The organism is Amycolatopsis sp. NPDC058278, assembly GCF_042881395.1.
In the GTDB taxonomy this organism is placed as follows: Bacteria; Actinomycetota; Actinomycetes; order Mycobacteriales; family Pseudonocardiaceae; genus Amycolatopsis.
This window is the reverse complement of the sequence record NZ_JBHVXZ010000004.1, coordinates 105,030-124,222: the sequence shown is the minus strand read 5'-3', so window position 1 is coordinate 124,222 and position 19,193 is coordinate 105,030. Positions and strand designations below refer to the sequence as shown.

Here is a 19,193-nt window from a genome sequence, read left to right as displayed (position 1 = left end):
CTCGTCCCCTCAGCCTTCGACCCAGCCGTGCAGGTGCGACCCGCTCCCGCCGCGGTCGCCCTTGCTCTGGTGCTTGTGGCCCCCGCCGCCGAGCGCGCCGTGGCCCAGTGCGCCCTGCACCGCCTGCGAAACGAAGGTGTTCAGCGAGATGCCCTGCGCGGCGGCCGCGCGTTCGGCCTGGCCCTTGATCTGCTCGACCAGCCGGAGGGTGATCCGGCTGATGTCACCACCGTCGATCGGTGGCGGTGGTGTGGTGTCACGTGGTGTCGCACGTGACGCCGGCTCCTCGGCGGTCCCGGTGACGACCACCCGCACGTCCCGGCCGTCGAGCCGGACGTCCACCACCTGGCCCGGCAGGGCGGCCGTGACCTCGGCGGCGAGGTCGGCGAGGGCGTTCATCAGCGTCAGGCGGACGGCGGGCTCGAGCGCGGAGGACAGCAGCGCGGCCGCCCGCCGGGTGTGCTCGTCCCCGGCGGCAGCCGTGTTCGCGAGGTCCTCGCGAAGGTTGGCGATGTACGGCGTCAGGTCCATGACACCACTATGACGTCATCGGTGATGTCAGTCAAGGCGGCGGTGGTGTCACGTGTCCCCCGGGAGTGACCGCCCTCACGCGGTTAGGCTGCGCGGAAGCCGGAGAAGGAGTGCTGACGTGACCGGAACCGTGTCACCCAGAGTGCAGCTGATCGCGAAGACGGAGTTCTTCCCGCCCGGGGACGTGCCGTGGTCGACCGACGCGGACGGCGGGGAAGCGCTCGCCGAGTTCGCCGGCCGCGCCTGCTACCAGTCGTGGAAGAAACCGAACCCGGCCACCGCGACCAACGCCGGCTACCTCGAGCACATCATCGACGTCGGCCACCTTTCGGTGCTGGAGCACGGTTCGGTGACCTTCTACATCACCGGCATCTCCCGGTCCCTGACCCACGAGCTGATCCGGCACCGCCACTTCTCCTACTCCCAGCTTTCGCAGCGGTACGTCCCGGAGCGCGACGCCGAGTTCGTCGAGCCGGAGATCATCGCCGACGATCCGGTGCTGCACGAGAAGTTCCTCGCCGCGACCCGGGCGAGCGTCGAGGCCTACACCGAGCTGCTGGCCGGGCTCGAGGAGAAGTTCGCCGACGTCCCGAGCGCGACCCTGCGCCGCAAGCAGGCCCGCCAGGCCGCCCGCGCCGTGCTGCCGAACGCGACCGAAACCCGCATCGTCGTGACCGGGAACTACCGCGCCTGGCGGCACTTCGTCGCGATGCGGGCGACCGAGCACGCCGACGTCGAAATCCGTGAGCTGGCCGTGGAGTGCCTGCGGCAGCTGCAGAAGGCCGCGGCGAACGTGTTCGCGGACTTCACCATCTCGACGCTGCCGGACGGCACCGAGATCGCCACGAGCCCGAAGGTGCTGGAAGGCTGATGAAACGACTCGCGATCGACGTCCGGCCCGGCGAGTACGCCGTCGTGCGGCTGCCCGCGGACGCCGCGGTGCCCGCCGAGCTCTTCGAGCCGGGCGACGCCCTGGTTTCGGTGACGCGGACGCCCGAAGAACTGTCGGTGATCTGCCCGGCCGGCCGCGAGCCGGGCGGGGCCGCGGCGGCCGAGGACGGCTGGCGGCTGCTGTCGGTCCGCGGCCCGCTGGAGTTCACGCTCACCGGCATCATCGCCGCGCTGGCCTCGGAGCTGGCCGCCGCCGGGGTCGCGCTGTTCTCGATCTCGACGTTCGACACCGACCACATCCTGGTTCGCGCCGCCGACCTCGGCGACGCGGTCGCGGCGTTGCGCGAAGCCGGCCACGAGGTCGCCCATCCCTGACTTTTCACCGCCGCCGATCCGGGTACCCGGGTGCCGGGGTGGGAGCGGTCACCCTTGAAAAACAAAGTTTGGCACGCCTAAACTTCGGTTTAGGGTCCCCGACATCCGGTTTTCGAGAGGTGGCGTCATGGCTGTGACCGAGGCTGTCCGGCCGAGACTGGTGACCCGCCTGCGCACCGGGTCGGCCCTGCTCGGGCCGGCGTTCGTCGCCGCCATCGCCTACGTCGACCCGGGGAACGTCGCCTCGAACATCAGCGCCGGCGCCCGCTACGGCTACCTGCTGGTCTGGGTGATCGTCGCGGCGAACCTGATGGCCGTGCTGGTGCAGTACCTGTCGGCGAAACTCGGGCTGGTCAGCGGGATGTCGCTGCCGGAAGCCCTGCGCGCCCGCCTGTCCCGTCGCGCCCGGCTGGCCTACTGGGCGCAGGCGGAGATCGTCGCCATCGCCACCGACCTGGCCGAGGTGGTCGGCGGCGCGATCGCGCTCAACCTGCTGTTCGACCTCCCGCTCATCGTCGGCGGGCTGATCACCGGCGCGGTGTCGCTGACGCTGCTGGCGGTCCAGGACCGCGGCGGCCAGCGCACGTTCGAGCGGGTCGTCACCGGGCTCTTGGCGGTGATCGCGATCGGCTTCCTGGCGAGCCTGTTCGTCGAGCCGCCGTCGGCCGCGGAGACCCTCGGCGGCCTGGTCCCGCGGTTCGACGGCGCGGGCAGCATCCTCATCGCGGCGGCCATGCTCGGCGCGACGGTGATGCCGCACGCGGTCTACCTGCACTCGGGCCTGGTCCGCGACCGCCACGGCTGTCCCGAGGGCCGCCAGCGCCGCCGCCTGCTGCGCGCTACGCGCGCCGACGTCGGCTTGGCGATGCTCCTGGCGGGCGCGGTGAACCTGGGCATGCTGCTGCTGGCCGCGACGAACCTCCAGGGCCAGGCGGGCGTGGACAGCATCGAGGGCGCGCACGGCGCGGTCTCCTCGGCGCTCGGTCCGGGCGTCGCGCTGCTGTTCGCCATCGGCCTGCTGGCCTCGGGCTTGGCCTCGACGTCGGTGGGCGCGTACGCCGGCGCGATGATCATGCAGGGGTTGCTGCACAAGCGGATTCCGCTGGTCCTGCGGCGTCTGGTGACCCTGACGCCGGCGATCGTGGTGCTCGCGCTGGGCGTCGACCCGAGTGCGGCACTGGTGGTCTCGCAGGTGGTGCTTTCGTTCGGGATCCCGTTCGCGCTGGTGCCGTTGATCCGGCTGACGGCCGACCGTGATGTGATGGGGGCGGACACGAACCGCCGCTCGACGACGGTCGCGGCCTCGGTGATCGCGGCGATCATCATCGCTCTCAACCTGGTGCTCATCTACCTCACGGTCACCGGTTGACCCACGGAACGGGGAAAACGCGGCCATGGCCTGGACCTTCGCCCTCAACGTCGAATGCGGGGATCGCGAGACCCACGCCCGCGACCTCGCGCGGCACTTCGACGGCTGGCCGGCGGGCGTCTTCAGCCGGGACACCGCCTGGTGGTGCGGGATCGCGCCGGAAGGCCTCAGCCGCAACGGCGCGCACACCGACGAGGAAGCGGCGGCGATGACCGCGGCCGGCCGCCGGCTCTACTGGCTGCTCCGGATCGCGCCGCCGGTCTACCGCTACGCGCTCGCCGGCATCAAGACCGAACGGTTCCGCAGCTACGACGAGCTGATGGCGGAGAAGGACCTGACGATCTTCCCGGGGCTCGTCGTCGCCGAGGACATCTGGATCCGGACGGGCAAGCGCGCCGAGTTCAGCGACTTCGCCCCCGGCTACCGCTGGCTTCCCTACCACGGCGAAACCCGCCGCTGACGCACCGGCCGACACGCGTACGCAGCCGGCCGACACGCGGACGCAGCCGGACGACACGACCGCGGGCAGCCCGGTTCACCGTGTCGTCCGTCCGGGTACGCGTGTCGTCCCTCCGGGTACGCGTGTCGTCCGTCCAGGTACGCGTGTCGTCCGGCCGGGTACGCGGGCCGGGCGTTTCGCGGCACGAATTGCGCGGAACCCGCGGCGCTCCGCGACGGTCGGACTAGCATCTGCGCGACCGCCGCCCGAAGGAGCACCGTGACCGACGAACAGACCCGGCCCTACCCGCCACAGGCACCCAGCACGCCTGGTCAGCGGGTCGTCGCCGGCCGCTACCTCCTGCTCGGCGAACTCGGCCGGGGCGGCATGGGCGTCGTGTGGCGGGCGCAGGACCAGGTCATCGGGCGGCCGGTCGCGGTGAAGGAACTGCGGCTGCCCGACGCCGAGTCCGCCGCCGTCTTCTCCGAACGCGCCCTGCGCGAGGTGCGCACCGGCGGGCGGCTCAACGACCCCGCCATCGTCACCGTCTACGACGTCGTCACCGACGGCGGCACCACCTTCATCGTGATGGAGCTCGTCGAAGCGCCCAGCCTCGCCGACCTCGTGCGGCAGCGGGGCCCGATGCCCGCCGCGCAGGCCGCGCAGCTGGGGGAGCGGGTGCTCGCCGCGCTGCAGGCCGCCCACTCCGCCGGGATCGTGCACCGGGACGTCAAGCCCGCGAACATCCTCGTCGCGCCGGACGGCCGCGTGAAGCTCACCGACTTCGGCATCGCCCACGCCGTCGACGACCCGCGGCTGACCACCAGCGGCATGATCGTCGGCTCGCCCGCGTTCATGGCGCCGGAGCGCGTCGAGGGCCGGGAAGCGCTGCCCGCGTCCGACCTGTGGTCTCTCGGGGCGACGCTGTTCTTCGCCGTCGAAGGCTCGATCCCGTTCGAGCGCGCGACCACCGCCGCGACGCTGCACGCGATCATGACCGAGATCCCGTACCTCACCCGCGGCCAGGGCCCGATCGCCGCGGCCATCCTCGGCCTGCTCGTCACCAACCCGGACGCGCGGCTGACCGCGGCGCAGGCCCAGAACCTGCTGACCACGGCGCAGGGCATGCGGCCCACCCCACCACGCGGCACCGCGATGCTCGGCGCCACGGCGCCGGAGCCGCCGAAGAAGAAGCCCCACCGCGCCCTCTGGCTCACGGCCGCCGCCGTGCTGGTGGTCGCCGCCCTGGTCGGCGGCTTCTTCGCGGGCAAGGCCTACGAGACGCCCGCCACCGACGAGCAGAAACAGCCGACCATGACCTACGGCGTCAACGGGCAGCTGCACACCGACATCCGCGGTTACTACCGGTGCTACAACACCCCGGTGCAGGACGGCTCGATCATCAGCGACGAGGACAACAAAACCGAGTGCGGCAACGCGCACACGCTGGAGGTCTACGAGATCGGGAACCTGCTGTCGGTCGAGAACTGGACCTCCGACGACGCCAAGGTCGCGGCCTACCCCGGTCTGGACGCCGTGAAGACGGGCGCCGAGGCGGCGTGCGCGACCGCGTTCCGGTCTTCGATCGTGCCCGAAGCCCGGCGGCCGGACCTCACCTTCCGCGCGCTCGTCCCCACTCAGCCGGAGTGGGAAGCCACGCCGGCCAAGAGCGAGGAACCCGCACGCGAGTTCTACTGCCTGCTCGCCCGGGCCGACGGCGGGCCGATCACCGCGCCGATCGTGACCAAGGTCAAGTAGAAGTTCCGCGACGAGCGGCCGACCCCGGGAAATCCTCCTGGTGACCAGGTCGGCGCGGTTTTCGTCGGACCGGCGAGGTACCGTCTCACCATGTCCAACCCACCTACCGCAGCGCCCGGACGGCCGTTCGGGCGCGTGCTCACCGCGATGGCCACCCCGTTCGACGCCGAGGGCGCGCTGGACCTGAAGCGGGCGCAGGAGCTGGCCGAGCACCTCGTGGAGCTGGGGAACGACGGCCTCGTGGTCAACGGCACCACCGGCGAGAGCCCGACCACGAGCGACGCGGAGAAGCAGCAGCTCATCCGCGCCGTGGTCGAGGCCGTCGGCGACCGCGCGACCGTCGTGGCCGGCGCGGGCACCAACAACACCGCGCACAGCATCGAGCAGGCCAAGCAGGCCGAAGAAGCCGGGGCGCACGGCCTGCTGGTCGTCACGCCGTACTACTCGCGGCCCAGCCAGGCCGGGCTGTACGCGCACTTCACCACCGTCGCCGACAGCACTGGGCTGCCCGTGCTGCTCTACGACATCCCGCCGCGCTCGGTCGTCCCGATCGAGGTCGACACGCTGCTGCGGCTGGCCGAGCACCCCCGGATCGTCGCGGTCAAGGACGCCAAGGGCGACCTCATCGCCGGCTCCGAGGTCATCGCCAACACCCACCTCGCCTACTACTCCGGCGACGACGGCCTGAACCTGCCGTGGATCTCCGTCGGCGGCGTCGGCGTGGTGAGTGTGATCGGTCACGTCGTCGCGGGCCGGATCCGCGCCATGATCGACGCCTACGAGAACGGCGACACCTCCACCGCGCGCACCAACCACCGCGGCATGCTTCCGGTGCTGCGCGCGATGTCCCGGGTCGGCGGGGTCGCCTTCAGCAAGGCGGCGCTGCGGCTGCGCGGCTTCGACATCGGCGACCCGCGGCTGCCGATCGTCGCGCCGACCACCGAGCAGACGGCCCTGATCGCGGCTGATCTTGCCCAGGGCGGCGTGCCCCTGGGCGACACGGCGGCCCAGGCCTGGCATGGTGAGCGGGTGGCACAAGCAGATTCGCGAGCGGCCTACATCGCGCCGACCTCGCACACCAGCGTTGGGACCCTGCCTCGGTGAGCTCACTTCTCCTAGGTCCAGGCCCCACCAACGCCCCGCCCGCACTGCCCGAAGGAGCCCTGCGCGTCGTCGCGCTGGGCGGCATCGGCGAAGTCGGGCGCAACATGACCGTCTTCGAGTTCGGCGGCCGGCTGCTCATCGTCGACTGCGGGGTGCTCTTCCCCGAGGACGACCAGCCCGGCGTCGACCTGATCCTGCCCGACTTCCGCGCGATCGAAGACCGCCTCGACGACATCGAAGGCCTGGTGCTCACCCACGGGCACGAAGACCACATCGGTGCCGTCCCGTTCCTCCTGCGCCTGCGGCCGGACCTGCCGATCTACGGCTCGAAGTTCACCAACGCGCTGCTCGCGGCCAAGGCCAAGGAGCACCGGCAGCGGCCGAAGCTGATCGAGGTCCGCGAGGGCGAGCGCCGCGACGTCGGCGTGTTCAACCTCGAGTTCTTCGCGGTCAACCACTCCATCCCGGACGCGCTGGCCGTGGCCATCCGCACCCCGGCGGGCGTGGTCCTGCACACCGGCGACATCAAGCTCGACCAGCTCCCGCTCGACGGGCGCCTCACCGACCTGGCCGGCTTCTCCCGGCTCGGCGACGAGGGCGTCGACCTGTTCTGCGTCGACTCGACCAACGCCGAGGTGCCCGGGTTCGTCATGCCCGAGCGCGACATCGGCCCGGTCCTCGACGACGTCATCCGCAAGGTCGACCAGCGCGTGATCGTGGCCTGCTTCGCCAGCCACGTCCACCGCGTCCAGCAGGTCCTCGACGCCGCCCAGCGCCACGGCCGCCGGATCGCGTTCGTCGGCCGGTCGATGGTCCGCAACATGGGCATCGCCGCCGACCTGGGCTTGCTCAACGTGCCGGAGGGCCTGCTGGTCGACCTCGACCAGGCGAGCACCCTCCCGGAAAGCAAGGTCCTGTTCGTCTCGACGGGTTCGCAGGGCGAGCCGCTCTCGGCGCTGTCGCGGATGGCGCGCGGCGAGCACCGGCAGATCTCGATCCGCGCGGGCGACACCGTCGTGCTGGCCAGCTCGATGATCCCGGGCAACGAGACCGCGGTGTTCGGCGTGGTCAACGGCCTGACCCGGCTCGGCGCGAACGTCGTCCACCAGGGCAACGCCAAGGTGCACGTGTCCGGGCACGCGTCGGCGGGCGAGCTGCTCTACCTGTACAACGCGGTGCGCCCGAGCAACGTCATGCCGGTCCACGGCGAGTGGAAGCACCTGAAGGCCAACGCCGAGCTGGCCATCCGGACCGGCGTCGCGCCGGACAACGTGGTGATCGCCGAGGACGGCGTGGTCGTCGACCTGGTCGACGGCAAGGCGTCCCGCACCGGCCGCGTCGAGGTCGGGCACGTCTACGTCGACGGCCTTTCGGTCGGCGACGTCGGCGAGTCGACCCTGTCCGACCGCCTGGTGCTGGGCGAGGGCGGGTTCATCTCGATCAGCGTCGCGGTGGATTCGAGCACCGGCCGCCCGGTCAGCGCCCCGACGGTGTCCGGCCGCGGCTTCTCCGACGACCCGAAGGCGCTCGCCGCCGTCGTGCCGCTGGTGGAGATGGAGCTGGCGCGCACGGAGGCCGAAGGCATCACCGACACGCACCGGATCGCGCAGGCGGTCCGCCGGGTGGTGGGCCGCTGGGTGGCCGACACGTACCGCCGCCGCCCGATGATCGTCCCGACGGTCATCCCGGTCTAGCCCTGCCCCGAGGCGGTCTTCGGTGCGTTCGCCGCACCGAAGGCCGCCTTCGGCATGAGTTCGCCGTCCTGTTAGGCCGTCCGGCCCACGAGCTGCTGCTTCGCTGCGGGATAACCTTGATCCCCACCCGCCTCGCGCAGAGAGGCCGCGCCGATGGGACGTCATTCGGACGGCAGACGACGCCGGCTGCTCGTGCCTGCCCTGGCGACCGGTCTCGTGCTCGTCGTCGGAGCCGCCGCGTGGGTGACGGTGACGACCGTGCGCGCCCGGCCGGCGTGCGAGCAGCCCGCGAAGGTCCTCGTCACCGCGTCCGCGGACATCGCGCCCGCGCTTTCGCTCGTCGCACACGGTCTGGACCTGCAGTGCGGCAGCATCGAGGTCCAGACGCGGGAGGCGACGCCGGCGGCCGAGCGGCTCGCCCTGTCCGACGGCAGCCCGCGGCCGCAGGTCTGGGTGCCGGATTCCACGCTGGCGCTGCGGCGCGCCCACCAGCTCGGTGCCTCCGACGTCCCCGAAACCGGGGCGTCGGTGGCGAGCTCGCCGGTGGTGCTCGCGGTCGCCGCGGACGTCGTCAAGGGCCTCGGCTGGCCCGATCGGGCGCCCTCCTGGACGGAGGTGCTGGCCGCGCCCGGGGTCGTCCCGGGGATGTCCGACCCGTCGCGCGACGCGGTCGGCGCGGTGGCGCTGCTCGGCCTGCGGGACAGCGTGAAGGCGTCGCCCGAGCCGTCGGCCGCGTATGTGGCGACGCTGCGGCGCTTCTCGGCCAACACGCTCGGCGCGGAGACGGAGCTGATCGCGCGGCTGCCGGGCTCGAGCGACGGCGGGGGCACGGCCGCGGTGACGGCGTTCCCCGCGTCGGAGAACTCCCTGCTGCGCCACAACGTCGAGGACCCGAAGTCCCCGCTGGTCGCCGTCTATTCGACGGCGGTGCCCACCTTGGACTACCCGTTCGCGGAGCTGGGCGGGATCACCCCGCAGCAGCGCCCGATCGTCGAGGCGCTGCGCGACGCGGTGCTCGGCGACGCGGGAGCGGACGCGATCGCCCGGACGGGCCTGCGCGCGGCGGGTGGCCAGGCGCTGCGCAACCACCCCGACGACCCGAGGGTGCTGCCCGAGGGCATCCGGACGGCGAACCTCCCGCCCGCGCCGGTGGTCGACGAGCTGCTCAACCAGTGGGCGGGGGTCAACCTGAGCGCGCGGGTCCAGGTGCTTATCGACGTGTCGGGATCGATGAACGCCCAGGTCCCGGGGACGGCCCTGAACCGCATGCAGGTGACGATGGAGGCGGCGGCGAAGGCGATGCACCTGTTCAAGCCGGCGACCCAGCTGCGGATGCTGGCGTTCTCGACCCGCCTGGACGGCGACAAGGACTACCGCGAGCTGCTCCCGATGGCCTCGGTCGCCCAGCACCTGGCGAGCGGAGCCCTGGACAAGCTGGCCCAGGTCAAGGCCACGCCGGACGGCGGAACGGGCCTGTACGACAGCGTCCTGGACACGTACCGCACGGCCCGCCGCGAGTGGGAGCCGGGGCGGCTGAACCTGGTGATCGTGATGACGGACGGCCGCAACGAGGACCCACGCGGGATTTCCCGCGCGGACCTGCTGGCCGAGCTGGCGAAGCTCCAGGACGCCCGCCGCCCGATCCCGCTGATCGGCGTGGGCATCGGCCCGGACGCGGACAAAGCGGAACTGGACCAGCTGACCGCGGCAACGGGAGGGCAGGCGTTCCTCGCCCCGGACCCGGCCAAGATCACGGATGTGTTTTTCGGGGCGCTGTCCCGCCTCGCCGGCGGATGAGGGCGGTGAAAATGCACAGTCGGCCGTCGGCGACCTCCGAGCTATCTTCGCTGAAGGACGACACGTGTAGCGCAATGCCATCCTGTGCCGACTTGGTACAGGTGACCGACTTCTCGCCGCTGCCTGTGTTGAATGATCTTACGGATTGCGAAAAAAAGGTCGTGGATGCGGCCCGGTGCGGCGCCGAGTTGAGACTCAGTGCGCTTGCTCTCGGCCAATTGGCTGCCGGCGAAGACACAGCGCACGAGGTGCGTGCGGAGCTGTTGCGGGAACTGCTGCTCGGAAGGCGAGGTCCGCTCGATCCGCAAGGTATTCGACTGATCGGTCTGAGAATCATCGGTAGGCTACGGCTCGACCAGATCACGGCGAGCGCTGGTATCTCTCTGAGAAGATGTGTTGTCGCCGAATCGATCGCCCTCACGGGAAGCCATTTCCCTTGGGTCAGCCTGCAGAGCAGCCGGCTCCGGCGTTTGCTTGCCGACGGCCTACAAGTCGACGGAGATCTGAAGCTGCAACGAACTCGGATCTCCGGTGTCGGCGAGGCCGGCGCAGTTCGACTTCGCGGCGCCTGTGTTGGTGGGTACGTCGACCTGGACGGCGCGGAGGTGGTCAACGACAGTGGTCCAGCCGTTTATGCAGACCGTCTGACGGTCGGTGGTGGACTCTACCTTCGGGAGTTTCAGGCTTCGGGTGCCGGCGAAACTGGCGCGCTTCGGTTGATCAGTGCTCAGCTCGGCAGTCAAATTGCGCTCACCAACGCGAAGATTACCAATCAGAGCGGCCCCGGAGTGTATGCCGATCGGTTGCACGTCGGGGGAACGATGTACCTCCGAGGCCTCCGTGTTTCGGGCGCAGGTGAGGCCGGTGCCGTCCGCCTTCTCAGTGCTCAGGCTGGCGCCCATGTCGACCTCGGTGCCGCCGAGATCGTCAACGACAGTGGACCTGCGTTGCAAGCCGACCGCTTACAGGCCGGGGGCGATGTGCAGCTGCGAGGTGTGCGACTCCTCGGCTCCGGTAAGTCCGGTGTGGTCCGTCTCATCAACGCGCAAGTCAAAGGCCATATCGATCTTGATTTCGCGGAAGCGGCGAACGCCGATGGCGATCTGCTGGTGGATATCAGGGATGCGGACGTCGCGACTGTCGCAATGCCGGTCTCTTCGGTGTGCGCGGTACGGCAGCCCGGCGTTCTTTGCGCGGGCGGCAATCATGTCGACCTCGACCGGTTCACGTTCGGCGGACTCGACGCGCCAGGCTGGCGGGAGTGGCTGCACCTGATCCGCTTCCACACGAAAGCCTACCGCCCTGGGCCGTACCAACAGTTGGCAGCAGTGGAGCGCGCTGCCGGCCACGACGGCAATGCCCGCCGGATTCTGATCCGCCAGCAACAGGATCTCTATCAACGCGCGCCTGAGGCGATCGGCAACTGGTGGGCCAGGCGGTTTCACCGCCTGTGGGGGGTTCTGGCTGGATACGGCTACCTTGCGCGCCGCACAGCGGGAGCACTTTTGATGGCACTGCTGGTAGCCGGAGGGCTCGGTTTGTGGGCTGGTCATGTCAGTGACGGGAAGCACCATGCCGTGGAACGCACGACCTCGTTCGCGAACGGCGTAGGAGTGCCTTGCTCGACGATCGAGCTCATCGGTGTCGGCCTCGACAGGGGTTTGCCACTTTCCTCGACGGGCGTTCGCGGTCGCTGTGATTTCAACGCCGATGCTCACTGGGGAGCAGCGTTCACTGCCGCCGCGTGGCTGGTGCAGGCCACGGTCTGGGCGTTGGCGACACTTGCCCTTGCCGGTTACACCGGACTCGTTCGCAAGACCGGTTGAAGGGCGGGTTCAGTCGGCCCCGACGCCGTCCCGAGCCCGGCCGGCTCGCCGGCGGATGAGGGCGTAAACGCCCAGGATCACCGCCAAGCTGATCAAGCTCAAGTACAGCTGCGCCCGCGCGTCGGAGTCCACGAAGAGCATCGATGCCACCACCACGAGCGTCAGCGCCAGCGTCACCCAGCTCAGCCACGGGTATCCCCACATCCGCAGCTTCAACGTCTCCGGTGCCGTTTCCTCCAGCCGCCGCCGCATGCGGATCTGTGAGCCGCAGATGATCGCGTACACGAACAGGGCCACCGCGCCCGCCGAATTGATGATGAAGTAGAAGATCTTGTCCGGGGACACGTAGCTCATCACCACCGCCACGTACCCGACCGACGTCGAGGCCAGGATCGCCTTCCACGGCACACCCCGCCGGTTCGTGTCCGACACCCACGCCGGGGCCCAGCCGTGGCGCCGCAGCGCGAACAGCATCCGGGATGCCGTGTACAGCCCCGAATTCAGCACCGACAACGCCGCCGTCAGCACCACCGCCGACACGATCGTCGTCGCCGCCGGGACGCCGAAGCGGCCGAACGCCGCCGCGAACGGGCTCGTTTCGCTCGGGATCTCGCGCCACGGCGTGATCATCACCAGCAACGCCACCGAACCCACGTAGAACACGATCACCCGCCAGACGATCGTCGAGGTCGCCTTGCGGACCGCCGTCTCCGGCTGGTCGGACTCCGCCGCCGCGATCGTGACGATCTCCGCCCCGAAGTACGAGAAGATCACGATGACCACGCCGTGCACGACCGAAAACGGCCCGTTCGCGATGAAGCCGTCGAGGCCGATGTTGCCTGCCGAGAAGTGCGCGTCCGGCCAGAGCCCGAGCACGAACAGCGTTCCGAGCAGCAGGAAGACGACGATGGTGGCGACCTTGATCGACGCCAGCCAGAACTCCGTCTCGCCGAAGGACCGCGCCGACGCCAGGTTCGTCGCCGTCAGCAGCAGCATCAGCGCCAGCGAAAACACCCACTGCGGCACGCCGGGGATCCAGCCCTGGAGGATCTTCGCGCCCGCGACGGCTTCGAACGCGACCACGCCGACCCAGAAGTACCAGTACAGCCAGCCGATCGTGAAGCCCGCCCAGCCGCCGAGCGAGTCGCGCGCGTACTCCATGAACGAGCCCAGCGCCGGCGACGCGGTCGCCATCTCGCCGAGCATCCGCATCACGAGCACGACGAGCAGGCCGCCGATGGCGTAGGACAGCACGGCGGCCGGGCCCACGGTGTGGATCACCGCGCCGCTGCCGATGAACAGGCTCGCGCCGATGATGCCGCCGAGGGCGATCATCCGGACGTGCCGCTGCCGCAGGTCGGGCCGCAGCCCGGACTCGGTCGTCAAGGTGCTTCCTCCCCGGGGGAACGTGGATCGCGGAATTTTCGCACCCACGGCCCGCCCGGTGCAGAATTTGCGCAAGCGGTGACGACCCCCGGCAGGCGGCTCAGCGGGCGAGGATTTCCGAGTTCCGCTGCACGACGTACGCCCCGCCCAGCAGGATCGCCGACCCGAGCAGCTGCGGCCAGGCGAGCTGCTCACCGAGCAGCACCCACGCCGCGACCGTCGTGATCACCGGTTCGACCAGCCCGAGCACGCTCGCCACCGACGCGGGCAGGTGCCGCAGCGCCGAAATGCCGCAGACGTAGGCGAGGACCGTCGCGACCAGCACCAGCAGGGTCAGCAGCAGCCACACCGGGGGGTGCCAGGCCCCGAACTCGACTGCCGAGCCGAGCAGCCCGGCCGGCCACGTCCACGGCGGCGCGACGAAGCTGATCGCGACCGCGCCGATCACCATGCCCCAGGTGACCAGGCCCAGCGGGTCGATGTCGGCCACCGCGCGTTCGCCGAGCAGGAAGTACCCGGCCGAGCACAGCGCCGCGCCGAAGCCGGCCAGCAGGCCGAGCCCGTCGAGGGTGACGCCTTCCCAGACCTGGGCGACCAGGGCGAGCCCGGCCATGGCCAGCGCGATGCCGCCCCAGACCGCCCGCGGCAGCCGGTGCCGCCGCACGAACCGCACCCACAAGGCGATGAGCACCGGCGAGACGAACTCCAGCAGGATGGCGATCCCGACCGGGATCCGGCCCGCGGCGACGAAGTAGAGCAGCTGCACGCCGGCCACGCCGAGCAGGCCGTACCCGGCCAGGACGGGCAGCTCCGCCCGGCGCACCCGCAGCTTCCGCGGCGCCACCAGCGCCACCCCGGCGAGCAGCACGACGCCGGCCAGCGCGATCCGCGCCGCGGCCACCTGCTCCGGGGCGATCCCGGCGGACATCACGGACTTGCCGAGGGTGCCGGACGTGCTGAAGAACAGGGCGGCGAGGAGGACGTAGGTGGTCCCGCGGCCCCGGTGGGCGACCCGGGGTGGCGCGAGGACGGGGAGTTCGGTGGTCACCACCGCGACTGTAGGTGGCCCGGTGTCACCGTCGAAACGATTATCCCGGTTACCCGGGTCAGGGGTCGCCGAGTCCGTTTCGTTACGCCCGGGTCGCAACCGGGCGTCGGGGCAGACGTCTTCCGGATGTCGCAAGAAACAGGGGACCCCGCGATTGATCTGGCGGGGAGTGAGTTTCTTTTTTTGATTCGCACACGTATTCGTCGTGCGAAGAATCCTGGAGGGGAAAATGATGGGGAGAATTTCTGCTGCCGTGGGTGTGGCCGCCGGTTTCGTGCTGTTGTCGCCGGTCGTGGCGTCGGCCGCGGAAGCGCCGACGGGCAACCCGACCTCCATGAAGGTCGAGGTGGACGAGGCGGACAACGTGACCATCGAGGGGACGTGCGTCAACAGTGCCGTCGAGGCCGAAGCTGGTTACCGTGTGCCCGGCGGGCACCAGCCGATCTTGTACAGCGACCTGATCACGGGCGGGAAAACGGGTTACGTCGTGTTCAAACACGTGCCGCCGGGAAAGTACGAAGCCTACATTTACTGCCACGAGGGCGGACCCGGCGATCACCGAGGCCCCGTGCGGACCTTCACCGTCGGGAAGCCCGCCAAGCCGGCTCCGTCGGCCAAGCCGGCGGCCAAGCCCGCACCGCAGGTCGGGGTGAAGCCGCAGGGTGCGCCGCAGACCGGTGGTGGCCCGGCCGATGACGAATCCGCCGCCACGCCGCTGCTCGCGGGCGGCGCGATCGCCCTCGTGGGTGCGGCCGGCGCCGGTGCCCTGGTGCTGCGCCGCCGCGCGGCCCGGCGCTGACCCGACGTCCGGGTGCCGCCGCTGCGGTGGCACCCGGACGTCACTCCGCGCGCTTCAGCCCGGTCGCGACGTGCGTGGTGATGGTGGCCAGCCGCCGGCCCTGCAGGCGCAGGGCGTCGAGCGCGACGTCGTCCGGCGCCGCGGACTTCCGGGACACGAACGAGCCGCCGTACGGGTTGCCGGATTCCTTCAGGTGCGGGTCGGTGTAGCCGAGCGGGACGACGATCGCGCCCCAGTGGTAGAAGACGTTGTTGATTGCCAGCAGCGTCGACTCGAGGCCGCCGTGCGCCGTGGACGCCGTCGTGAACGACGTCGCCACCTTGTCCGCCAGCTTTCCCTGCGCCCACAGGCCACCCGTGCTGTCCAAATAGGACTTGAGCTGGGCGGCCGGGCCGCCGAAGCGGGTCGGGCTGCCGACGGCCAGCCCGTCGGCCCACTCGAGGTCCCCGAGGGTGACGAGCTCGTGGTGCGGGCCGGCGTCGACCCAGGCCTGCCAGCGCGGGTTCCGCGCGATGGCCTCGGCGGGCACGGTTTCCGGCACGGTCCGCACCCGCACGTCGGCCCCGGTCTCGCGCGCGCCCGTGGCGAGGGATTCGGCCAGGGCGGCGGTGTTCCCGGTCGAGCTGTAGTAGACGACGAGTATCCGTGTGCTCACGTCGCCGACTCTAAGGGCGCCGCCCGGGGTGTCTCACAGTACGGACGGCGGCTTCCAGGGGCTGACCGTGTCGGTCGGCCGGGTGGGGTCGTGGAACTTCGGCCGGTCGAGCTCGTCGCGGCGCAGCGGGACGAGGCCGTCGGTGATGGCCTGCATGATCTTCGCGTGCGCGCGCACCCCGGCGCCCGGCCGCTGCGTGTCGATGTCCGAGAGGTCGACGGGGTCGCCGAAGTGCACCCGGAACCGCGGGCGGCGCAGCGGCGCGCTGAGCCCCGAGCGGGCCAGCGGGACCAGGTCCGCCGGGCCGTTGACGGTCTCGGTGCCCCAGTAGACGGCCTCGTGCGCGCCCCACTGGCTGATCGGGATCACCGGCACACCCGCCGCCAGCGCCAGCCGCGCCGCGCCGGTCTTGCCGCGCTCCGGCCACAGGCCGGGGTCGTGGCTGATCCGGCCCTCCGGGTAGACGACGATCGGCTCGCGCGTGGTCTTCATCGCCTCGACGGCCTCGGCGAACTGCCCGACGGCGGTCCCGGCGTGCTTGCGGTCGACCCGGAGGTGCCCGCTGACCCGCAGCGCCGGCCCGATCACGGGCGCGTCGAGGATGCCGCCGGCCAGCATGAACCGCGGGTTGATGCCGATCCGCTTGCACGCCGCCATCAGCACGAAGGCGTCGAACACGCCGATGTGGTTCGCGACCATGAGCAGCGGCTTGCCCCGCAGCTGCGCGGGCACCCGGCCGCTGACGGTCAGCCGCCCGACGAGGTTCACCAGCCCGCGGTCGATGTTCAGCATGGTCCGCCAGATGGCGGGAGCACGGCGGGGCGGTTCGTCGGTGCGCAGCGCGAGCATGGGGCAGAGCATGGCAGACGCCGATTTCACCCGTTTGCGCACTGGCCGGATCGGTTCACCCGGATGGCCGCTCGACCTCCGGTGTGAGGCAGAAGTTCACCCTGGGCCGAGAGTGGCGCACGAGGCGATCGGCGACGGCCGGTTACCGTTGAGGCATGGCTGGGTCGGCGACGAGGAAGAGAAGCACCGGAAGCGGCGCGAAGGGGGCAGCGGCGCGTAAGCCGCGTACACCCGCGAAGCCTCGTACGTCGTCCGCTCGCAAACCCCCGCCACGCAGCCGCCGCAAGACGCCCGGGCTCTTCGGCAAGGGCGTCCGCGGCACCTGGAACCTGCTGGCCAAGGGCCTCGGCACGCTGGCCCGCACGGTCGGGCGCACCCGTGAGCTCGAGCCGGAACACCGCCGCGACGGGCTCGCGCTGGGCCTGATCGGCCTGGGCATCGTCGCGGCCGTCGGCGTCTGGTGGCGGGCGGCCGGGCCGATCGGCACCGGGGTGGAGATCGCCACCCGGACCGTCCTCGGCGCCGGGGCGGTCACGCTGCCGCTGGTGCTGGTCGTCGTCGCCGTCGCGCTGATGCGGTCCGAGCCGCACCCGGAGACGCGGCCGCGGATGGTGGTCGGCACGATCATGGTCGTCCTGTCCGTGCTCGGGATGCTGCACATCTTCACCGCGCTGCCCGACACCAACGACGGCCGGATGTACGCCGGCGGCATCGTCGGCGCCTTCTCCGGCGGCCTGCTCACCATGGGCGTCACCACCTGGGTCGCCGTGCCGCTGCTGATCCTCGCGCTGTTCTTCGGCGTGCTCGTGTTCACCGGCACGCCGGTCCGCGAGATCCCGCACCGGCTGCGCCACTGGGGCCTCGACGAAGAGGAGATCGCCGAAGCCGAGGCCCAGCGCTCGGGCTTCGCGACCGACGAGGACGCCGTCACCGAAGCCGATCCGAAGTCCGCGCGGCTGCGCAAGCCGTCGCGGCGCCGCCAGGCGGCCGACGCCGGAGAGCAACTCGACCTCGAAGCCGCCCTCGCCGAGGCGCCGACGCCGATCAAGCCGCCGAAGGCCCTGCCCAAACCGCCCGCCGAGGTCCCGGAGAAGAAGCCGAAGAAGACCCCGGAACCGCCGCTCGCGGTCACCCGCACGGTCGAGGGCGACTACCAGCTCCCGCCGCCCGACCTGCTGAAGCTCGGCGACGTGCCGAAGTCCCGCAGCAAGGCCAACGACGCCATGATCGAGGCGATCACCGGCGTGCTGGAGCAGTTCAACGTCGACGCGCAGGTCACCGGCTTCACCCGGGGTCCGACGGTCACCCGATACGAGGTCGAACTCGGCCCGGGCGTGAAGGTCGAAAAGATCACCGCGCTGACCAAGAACATCGCCTACGCGGTGGCCACCGACAACGTCCGGCTGCTGGCGCCGATCCCGGGCAAGTCCGCGGTCGGCATCGAGGTGCCCAACTCCGACCGCGAGATGGTCCGCCTGGGTGACGTCCTGCGCGCGCCGACCACGGTCAAGGACAACCACCCGATGGTGATCGGCCTCGGCAAGGACATCGAGGGCCACTTCGTCACCGCGAACCTGACGAAGATGCCGCACCTGCTGGTGGCGGGGTCCACCGGTTCCGGTAAGTCGAGCTTCGTCAACTCGATGCTGGTCTCGCTGCTCGCGCGGGCGACGCCGGACGAGTGCCGGATGATCCTGATCGACCCGAAGATGGTCGAGCTGACGCCGTACGAGGGCATCCCGCACCTGATCACGCCCATCATCACCCAGCCGAAGAAGGCCGCCGCCGCGCTGGCCTGGCTGGTGGAGGAGATGGAGCAGCGCTACCAGGACATGCAGGTCAACAAGGTCCGGCACATCGACGACTACAACAAGAAGGTCAAGTCGGGCGAGATCACCGCGCCGCCGGGCTCGGAGCGCGAGTACCGGCCGTACCCGTACATCATGGCGATCGTCGACGAGCTCGCCGACCTGATGATGACCGCCCCGCGCGACGTCGAGGACGCGATCGTCCGGATCACCCAGAAGGCCCGGGCCGCGGGTATCCATTTGGTCTTGGCCACGCAGCGGCCGTCGGTCGACGTCGTCACCGGCCTGATCAAGACCAACGTGCCGTCACGGCTGGCGTTCGCGACGTCGTCGCTGACCGACTCCCGGGTCATCCTCGACCAGCCGGGCGCGGAGAAGCTGATCGGCATGGGCGACGCGCTCTACCTGCCGATGGGCGCCGGCAAACCGGTCCGCATCCAGGGCGCGTTCGTCGGCGACGAAGAGATCTCGGCGGTCGTCAACTACGCCAAGGAACAGGCCCAGCCGGACTACCAGGACGGCGTCACGGCGCAGAAGGCGGGCGAGAACAAGGAGATCGACTCCGACATCGGCGACGACCTCGACGTCCTGCTGCAGGCGGCGGAGCTGATCGTGACGTCCCAGTTCGGCTCGACGTCGATGCTGCAGCGCAAGCTGCGAGTCGGGTTCGCCAAGGCGGGCCGCCTGATGGACCTGCTGGAAAGCCGCGGCGTGGTCGGCCCGTCGGAGGGCTCGAAGGCCCGCGACGTGCTGATCAAGCCGGAGGAACTGGAGTCGGTCCTGTTCATGATCCGCGGCGGCGGCCCGGTGGACGCCGACGCGAGCGACGACGACGAGTAGCACGTGCAACCCCGGCTCGGTCCG

General features: G+C 70.7%; 16 protein-coding genes. 11 read left to right on the top strand and 5 right to left on the bottom strand.

From position 1 onward, the window contains the following. Positions 1-9: 9 nt before the first annotated feature. Positions 10-531: a toxin-antitoxin system HicB family antitoxin gene (locus tag ACFVYA_RS03230; protein WP_387041812.1), complete on the bottom strand. Its 522-nt coding sequence runs from the start codon at positions 529-531 to the stop codon at positions 10-12. 118 nt (positions 532-649) lie between these two features. Between ACFVYA_RS03230 and thyX the strand changes: the two genes are divergently transcribed. The 9 genes from thyX (at position 650) to ACFVYA_RS03185 (ending at position 11,784) form a co-directional block, all read left to right on the top strand. Next, complete coding sequence (gene thyX, locus ACFVYA_RS03225; protein ID WP_285993526.1) at positions 650-1,402, top strand: FAD-dependent thymidylate synthase; 753 nt, start codon at positions 650-652, stop codon at positions 1,400-1,402. Then, entirely contained in the window at positions 1,402-1,797 is a 396-nt protein-coding gene (locus ACFVYA_RS03220) for an ACT domain-containing protein (RefSeq protein WP_387041808.1), read from the top strand. The genes thyX and ACFVYA_RS03220 overlap by 1 nt, the downstream gene beginning before the upstream one ends. A gap of 127 nt (positions 1,798-1,924) precedes the next feature. Beyond that, positions 1,925-3,166 carry an Nramp family divalent metal transporter gene (locus tag ACFVYA_RS03215; protein ID WP_387041805.1) on the top strand — a complete coding sequence of 414 codons (1,242 nt, stop codon included), beginning with the start codon at positions 1,925-1,927 and terminating at the stop codon, positions 3,164-3,166. 25 nt (positions 3,167-3,191) lie between these two features. Continuing rightward, a complete protein-coding gene (locus tag ACFVYA_RS03210) occupies positions 3,192-3,626 on the top strand; it encodes a hypothetical protein (protein WP_387041802.1) in 435 nt (144 codons plus the stop codon). A gap of 258 nt (positions 3,627-3,884) precedes the next feature. Next, positions 3,885-5,363, top strand: coding sequence for a serine/threonine-protein kinase (locus tag ACFVYA_RS03205; RefSeq protein ID WP_387041799.1), 1,479 nt, complete (start codon positions 3,885-3,887; stop codon positions 5,361-5,363). A 90-nt stretch (positions 5,364-5,453) separates the two neighbouring features. After that, a complete protein-coding gene (gene dapA, locus ACFVYA_RS03200) occupies positions 5,454-6,467 on the top strand; it encodes a 4-hydroxy-tetrahydrodipicolinate synthase (RefSeq protein ID WP_387041796.1) in 1,014 nt (337 codons plus the stop codon). Between the two features lie 44 nt (positions 6,468-6,511). Further along, positions 6,512-8,161, top strand: coding sequence for a ribonuclease J (locus ACFVYA_RS03195; RefSeq protein WP_387041937.1), 1,650 nt, complete (start codon positions 6,512-6,514; stop codon positions 8,159-8,161). A 153-nt stretch (positions 8,162-8,314) separates the two neighbouring features. Further along, complete coding sequence (locus tag ACFVYA_RS03190) at positions 8,315-9,958, top strand: substrate-binding domain-containing protein (protein WP_387041794.1); 1,644 nt, start codon at positions 8,315-8,317, stop codon at positions 9,956-9,958. A 101-nt stretch (positions 9,959-10,059) separates the two neighbouring features. Next, positions 10,060-11,784, top strand: coding sequence for a hypothetical protein (locus ACFVYA_RS03185; RefSeq protein ID WP_387041791.1), 1,725 nt, complete (start codon positions 10,060-10,062; stop codon positions 11,782-11,784). Between the two features lie 9 nt (positions 11,785-11,793). Here the strand turns inward: ACFVYA_RS03185 and ACFVYA_RS03180 are convergent, their stop codons facing one another. Both ACFVYA_RS03180 and ACFVYA_RS03175 read right to left on the bottom strand, forming a co-directional pair. Further along, the gene (locus ACFVYA_RS03180; RefSeq protein WP_387041789.1) at positions 11,794-13,170 is read right to left on the bottom strand and encodes an amino acid permease; all 1,377 of its coding nucleotides are present in this window, start codon (positions 13,168-13,170) and stop codon (positions 11,794-11,796) included. 100 nt (positions 13,171-13,270) lie between these two features. Then, positions 13,271-14,218: a DMT family transporter gene (locus tag ACFVYA_RS03175; protein WP_387041786.1), complete on the bottom strand. Its 948-nt coding sequence runs from the start codon at positions 14,216-14,218 to the stop codon at positions 13,271-13,273. A 253-nt stretch (positions 14,219-14,471) separates the two neighbouring features. Here ACFVYA_RS03175 and ACFVYA_RS03170 point away from each other — a divergent pair, with 253 nt between their 5' ends. After that, the gene (locus ACFVYA_RS03170; protein WP_387041783.1) at positions 14,472-15,017 is read left to right on the top strand and encodes a hypothetical protein; all 546 of its coding nucleotides are present in this window, start codon (positions 14,472-14,474) and stop codon (positions 15,015-15,017) included. Between the two features lie 40 nt (positions 15,018-15,057). Here ACFVYA_RS03170 and wrbA read toward each other — a convergent pair whose 3' ends face one another. Next, positions 15,058-15,672 carry an NAD(P)H:quinone oxidoreductase gene (gene wrbA, locus ACFVYA_RS03165; RefSeq protein ID WP_387041780.1) on the bottom strand — a complete coding sequence of 205 codons (615 nt, stop codon included), beginning with the start codon at positions 15,670-15,672 and terminating at the stop codon, positions 15,058-15,060. Between the two features lie 33 nt (positions 15,673-15,705). Continuing rightward, positions 15,706-16,521, bottom strand: a complete 816-nt coding sequence (locus tag ACFVYA_RS03160; RefSeq protein WP_387041777.1) for a lysophospholipid acyltransferase family protein — start codon at positions 16,519-16,521, stop codon at positions 15,706-15,708. Between the two features lie 155 nt (positions 16,522-16,676). Here ACFVYA_RS03160 and ACFVYA_RS03155 point away from each other — a divergent pair, with 155 nt between their 5' ends. Next, positions 16,677-19,169, top strand: coding sequence for a DNA translocase FtsK (locus tag ACFVYA_RS03155; RefSeq protein ID WP_387041775.1), 2,493 nt, complete (start codon positions 16,677-16,679; stop codon positions 19,167-19,169). Positions 19,170-19,193 lie beyond the last annotated feature (24 nt).

Excerpts from the sequence above, each read along its gene's own strand:
- dapA (WP_387041796.1), top strand. The coding sequence starts at position 5,454 with ATGTCCAACCCACCTACCGCAGCGCCCGGACGGCCGTTCGGGCGCGTG.
- ACFVYA_RS03190 (WP_387041794.1), top strand. The coding sequence starts at position 8,315 with ATGGGACGTCATTCGGACGGCAGACGACGCCGGCTGCTCGTGCCTGCC.
- ACFVYA_RS03220 (WP_387041808.1), top strand. The coding sequence starts at position 1,402 with ATGAAACGACTCGCGATCGACGTCCGGCCCGGCGAGTACGCCGTCGTG.
- ACFVYA_RS03210 (WP_387041802.1), top strand. The coding sequence starts at position 3,192 with ATGGCCTGGACCTTCGCCCTCAACGTCGAATGCGGGGATCGCGAGACC.
- ACFVYA_RS03160 (WP_387041777.1), bottom strand. The coding sequence starts at position 16,521 with ATGCTCGCGCTGCGCACCGACGAACCGCCCCGCCGTGCTCCCGCCATC.
- ACFVYA_RS03215 (WP_387041805.1), top strand. The coding sequence starts at position 1,925 with ATGGCTGTGACCGAGGCTGTCCGGCCGAGACTGGTGACCCGCCTGCGC.
- ACFVYA_RS03155 (WP_387041775.1), top strand. The coding sequence starts at position 16,677 with ATGGCTGGGTCGGCGACGAGGAAGAGAAGCACCGGAAGCGGCGCGAAG.
- ACFVYA_RS03230 (WP_387041812.1), bottom strand. The coding sequence starts at position 531 with ATGGACCTGACGCCGTACATCGCCAACCTTCGCGAGGACCTCGCGAAC.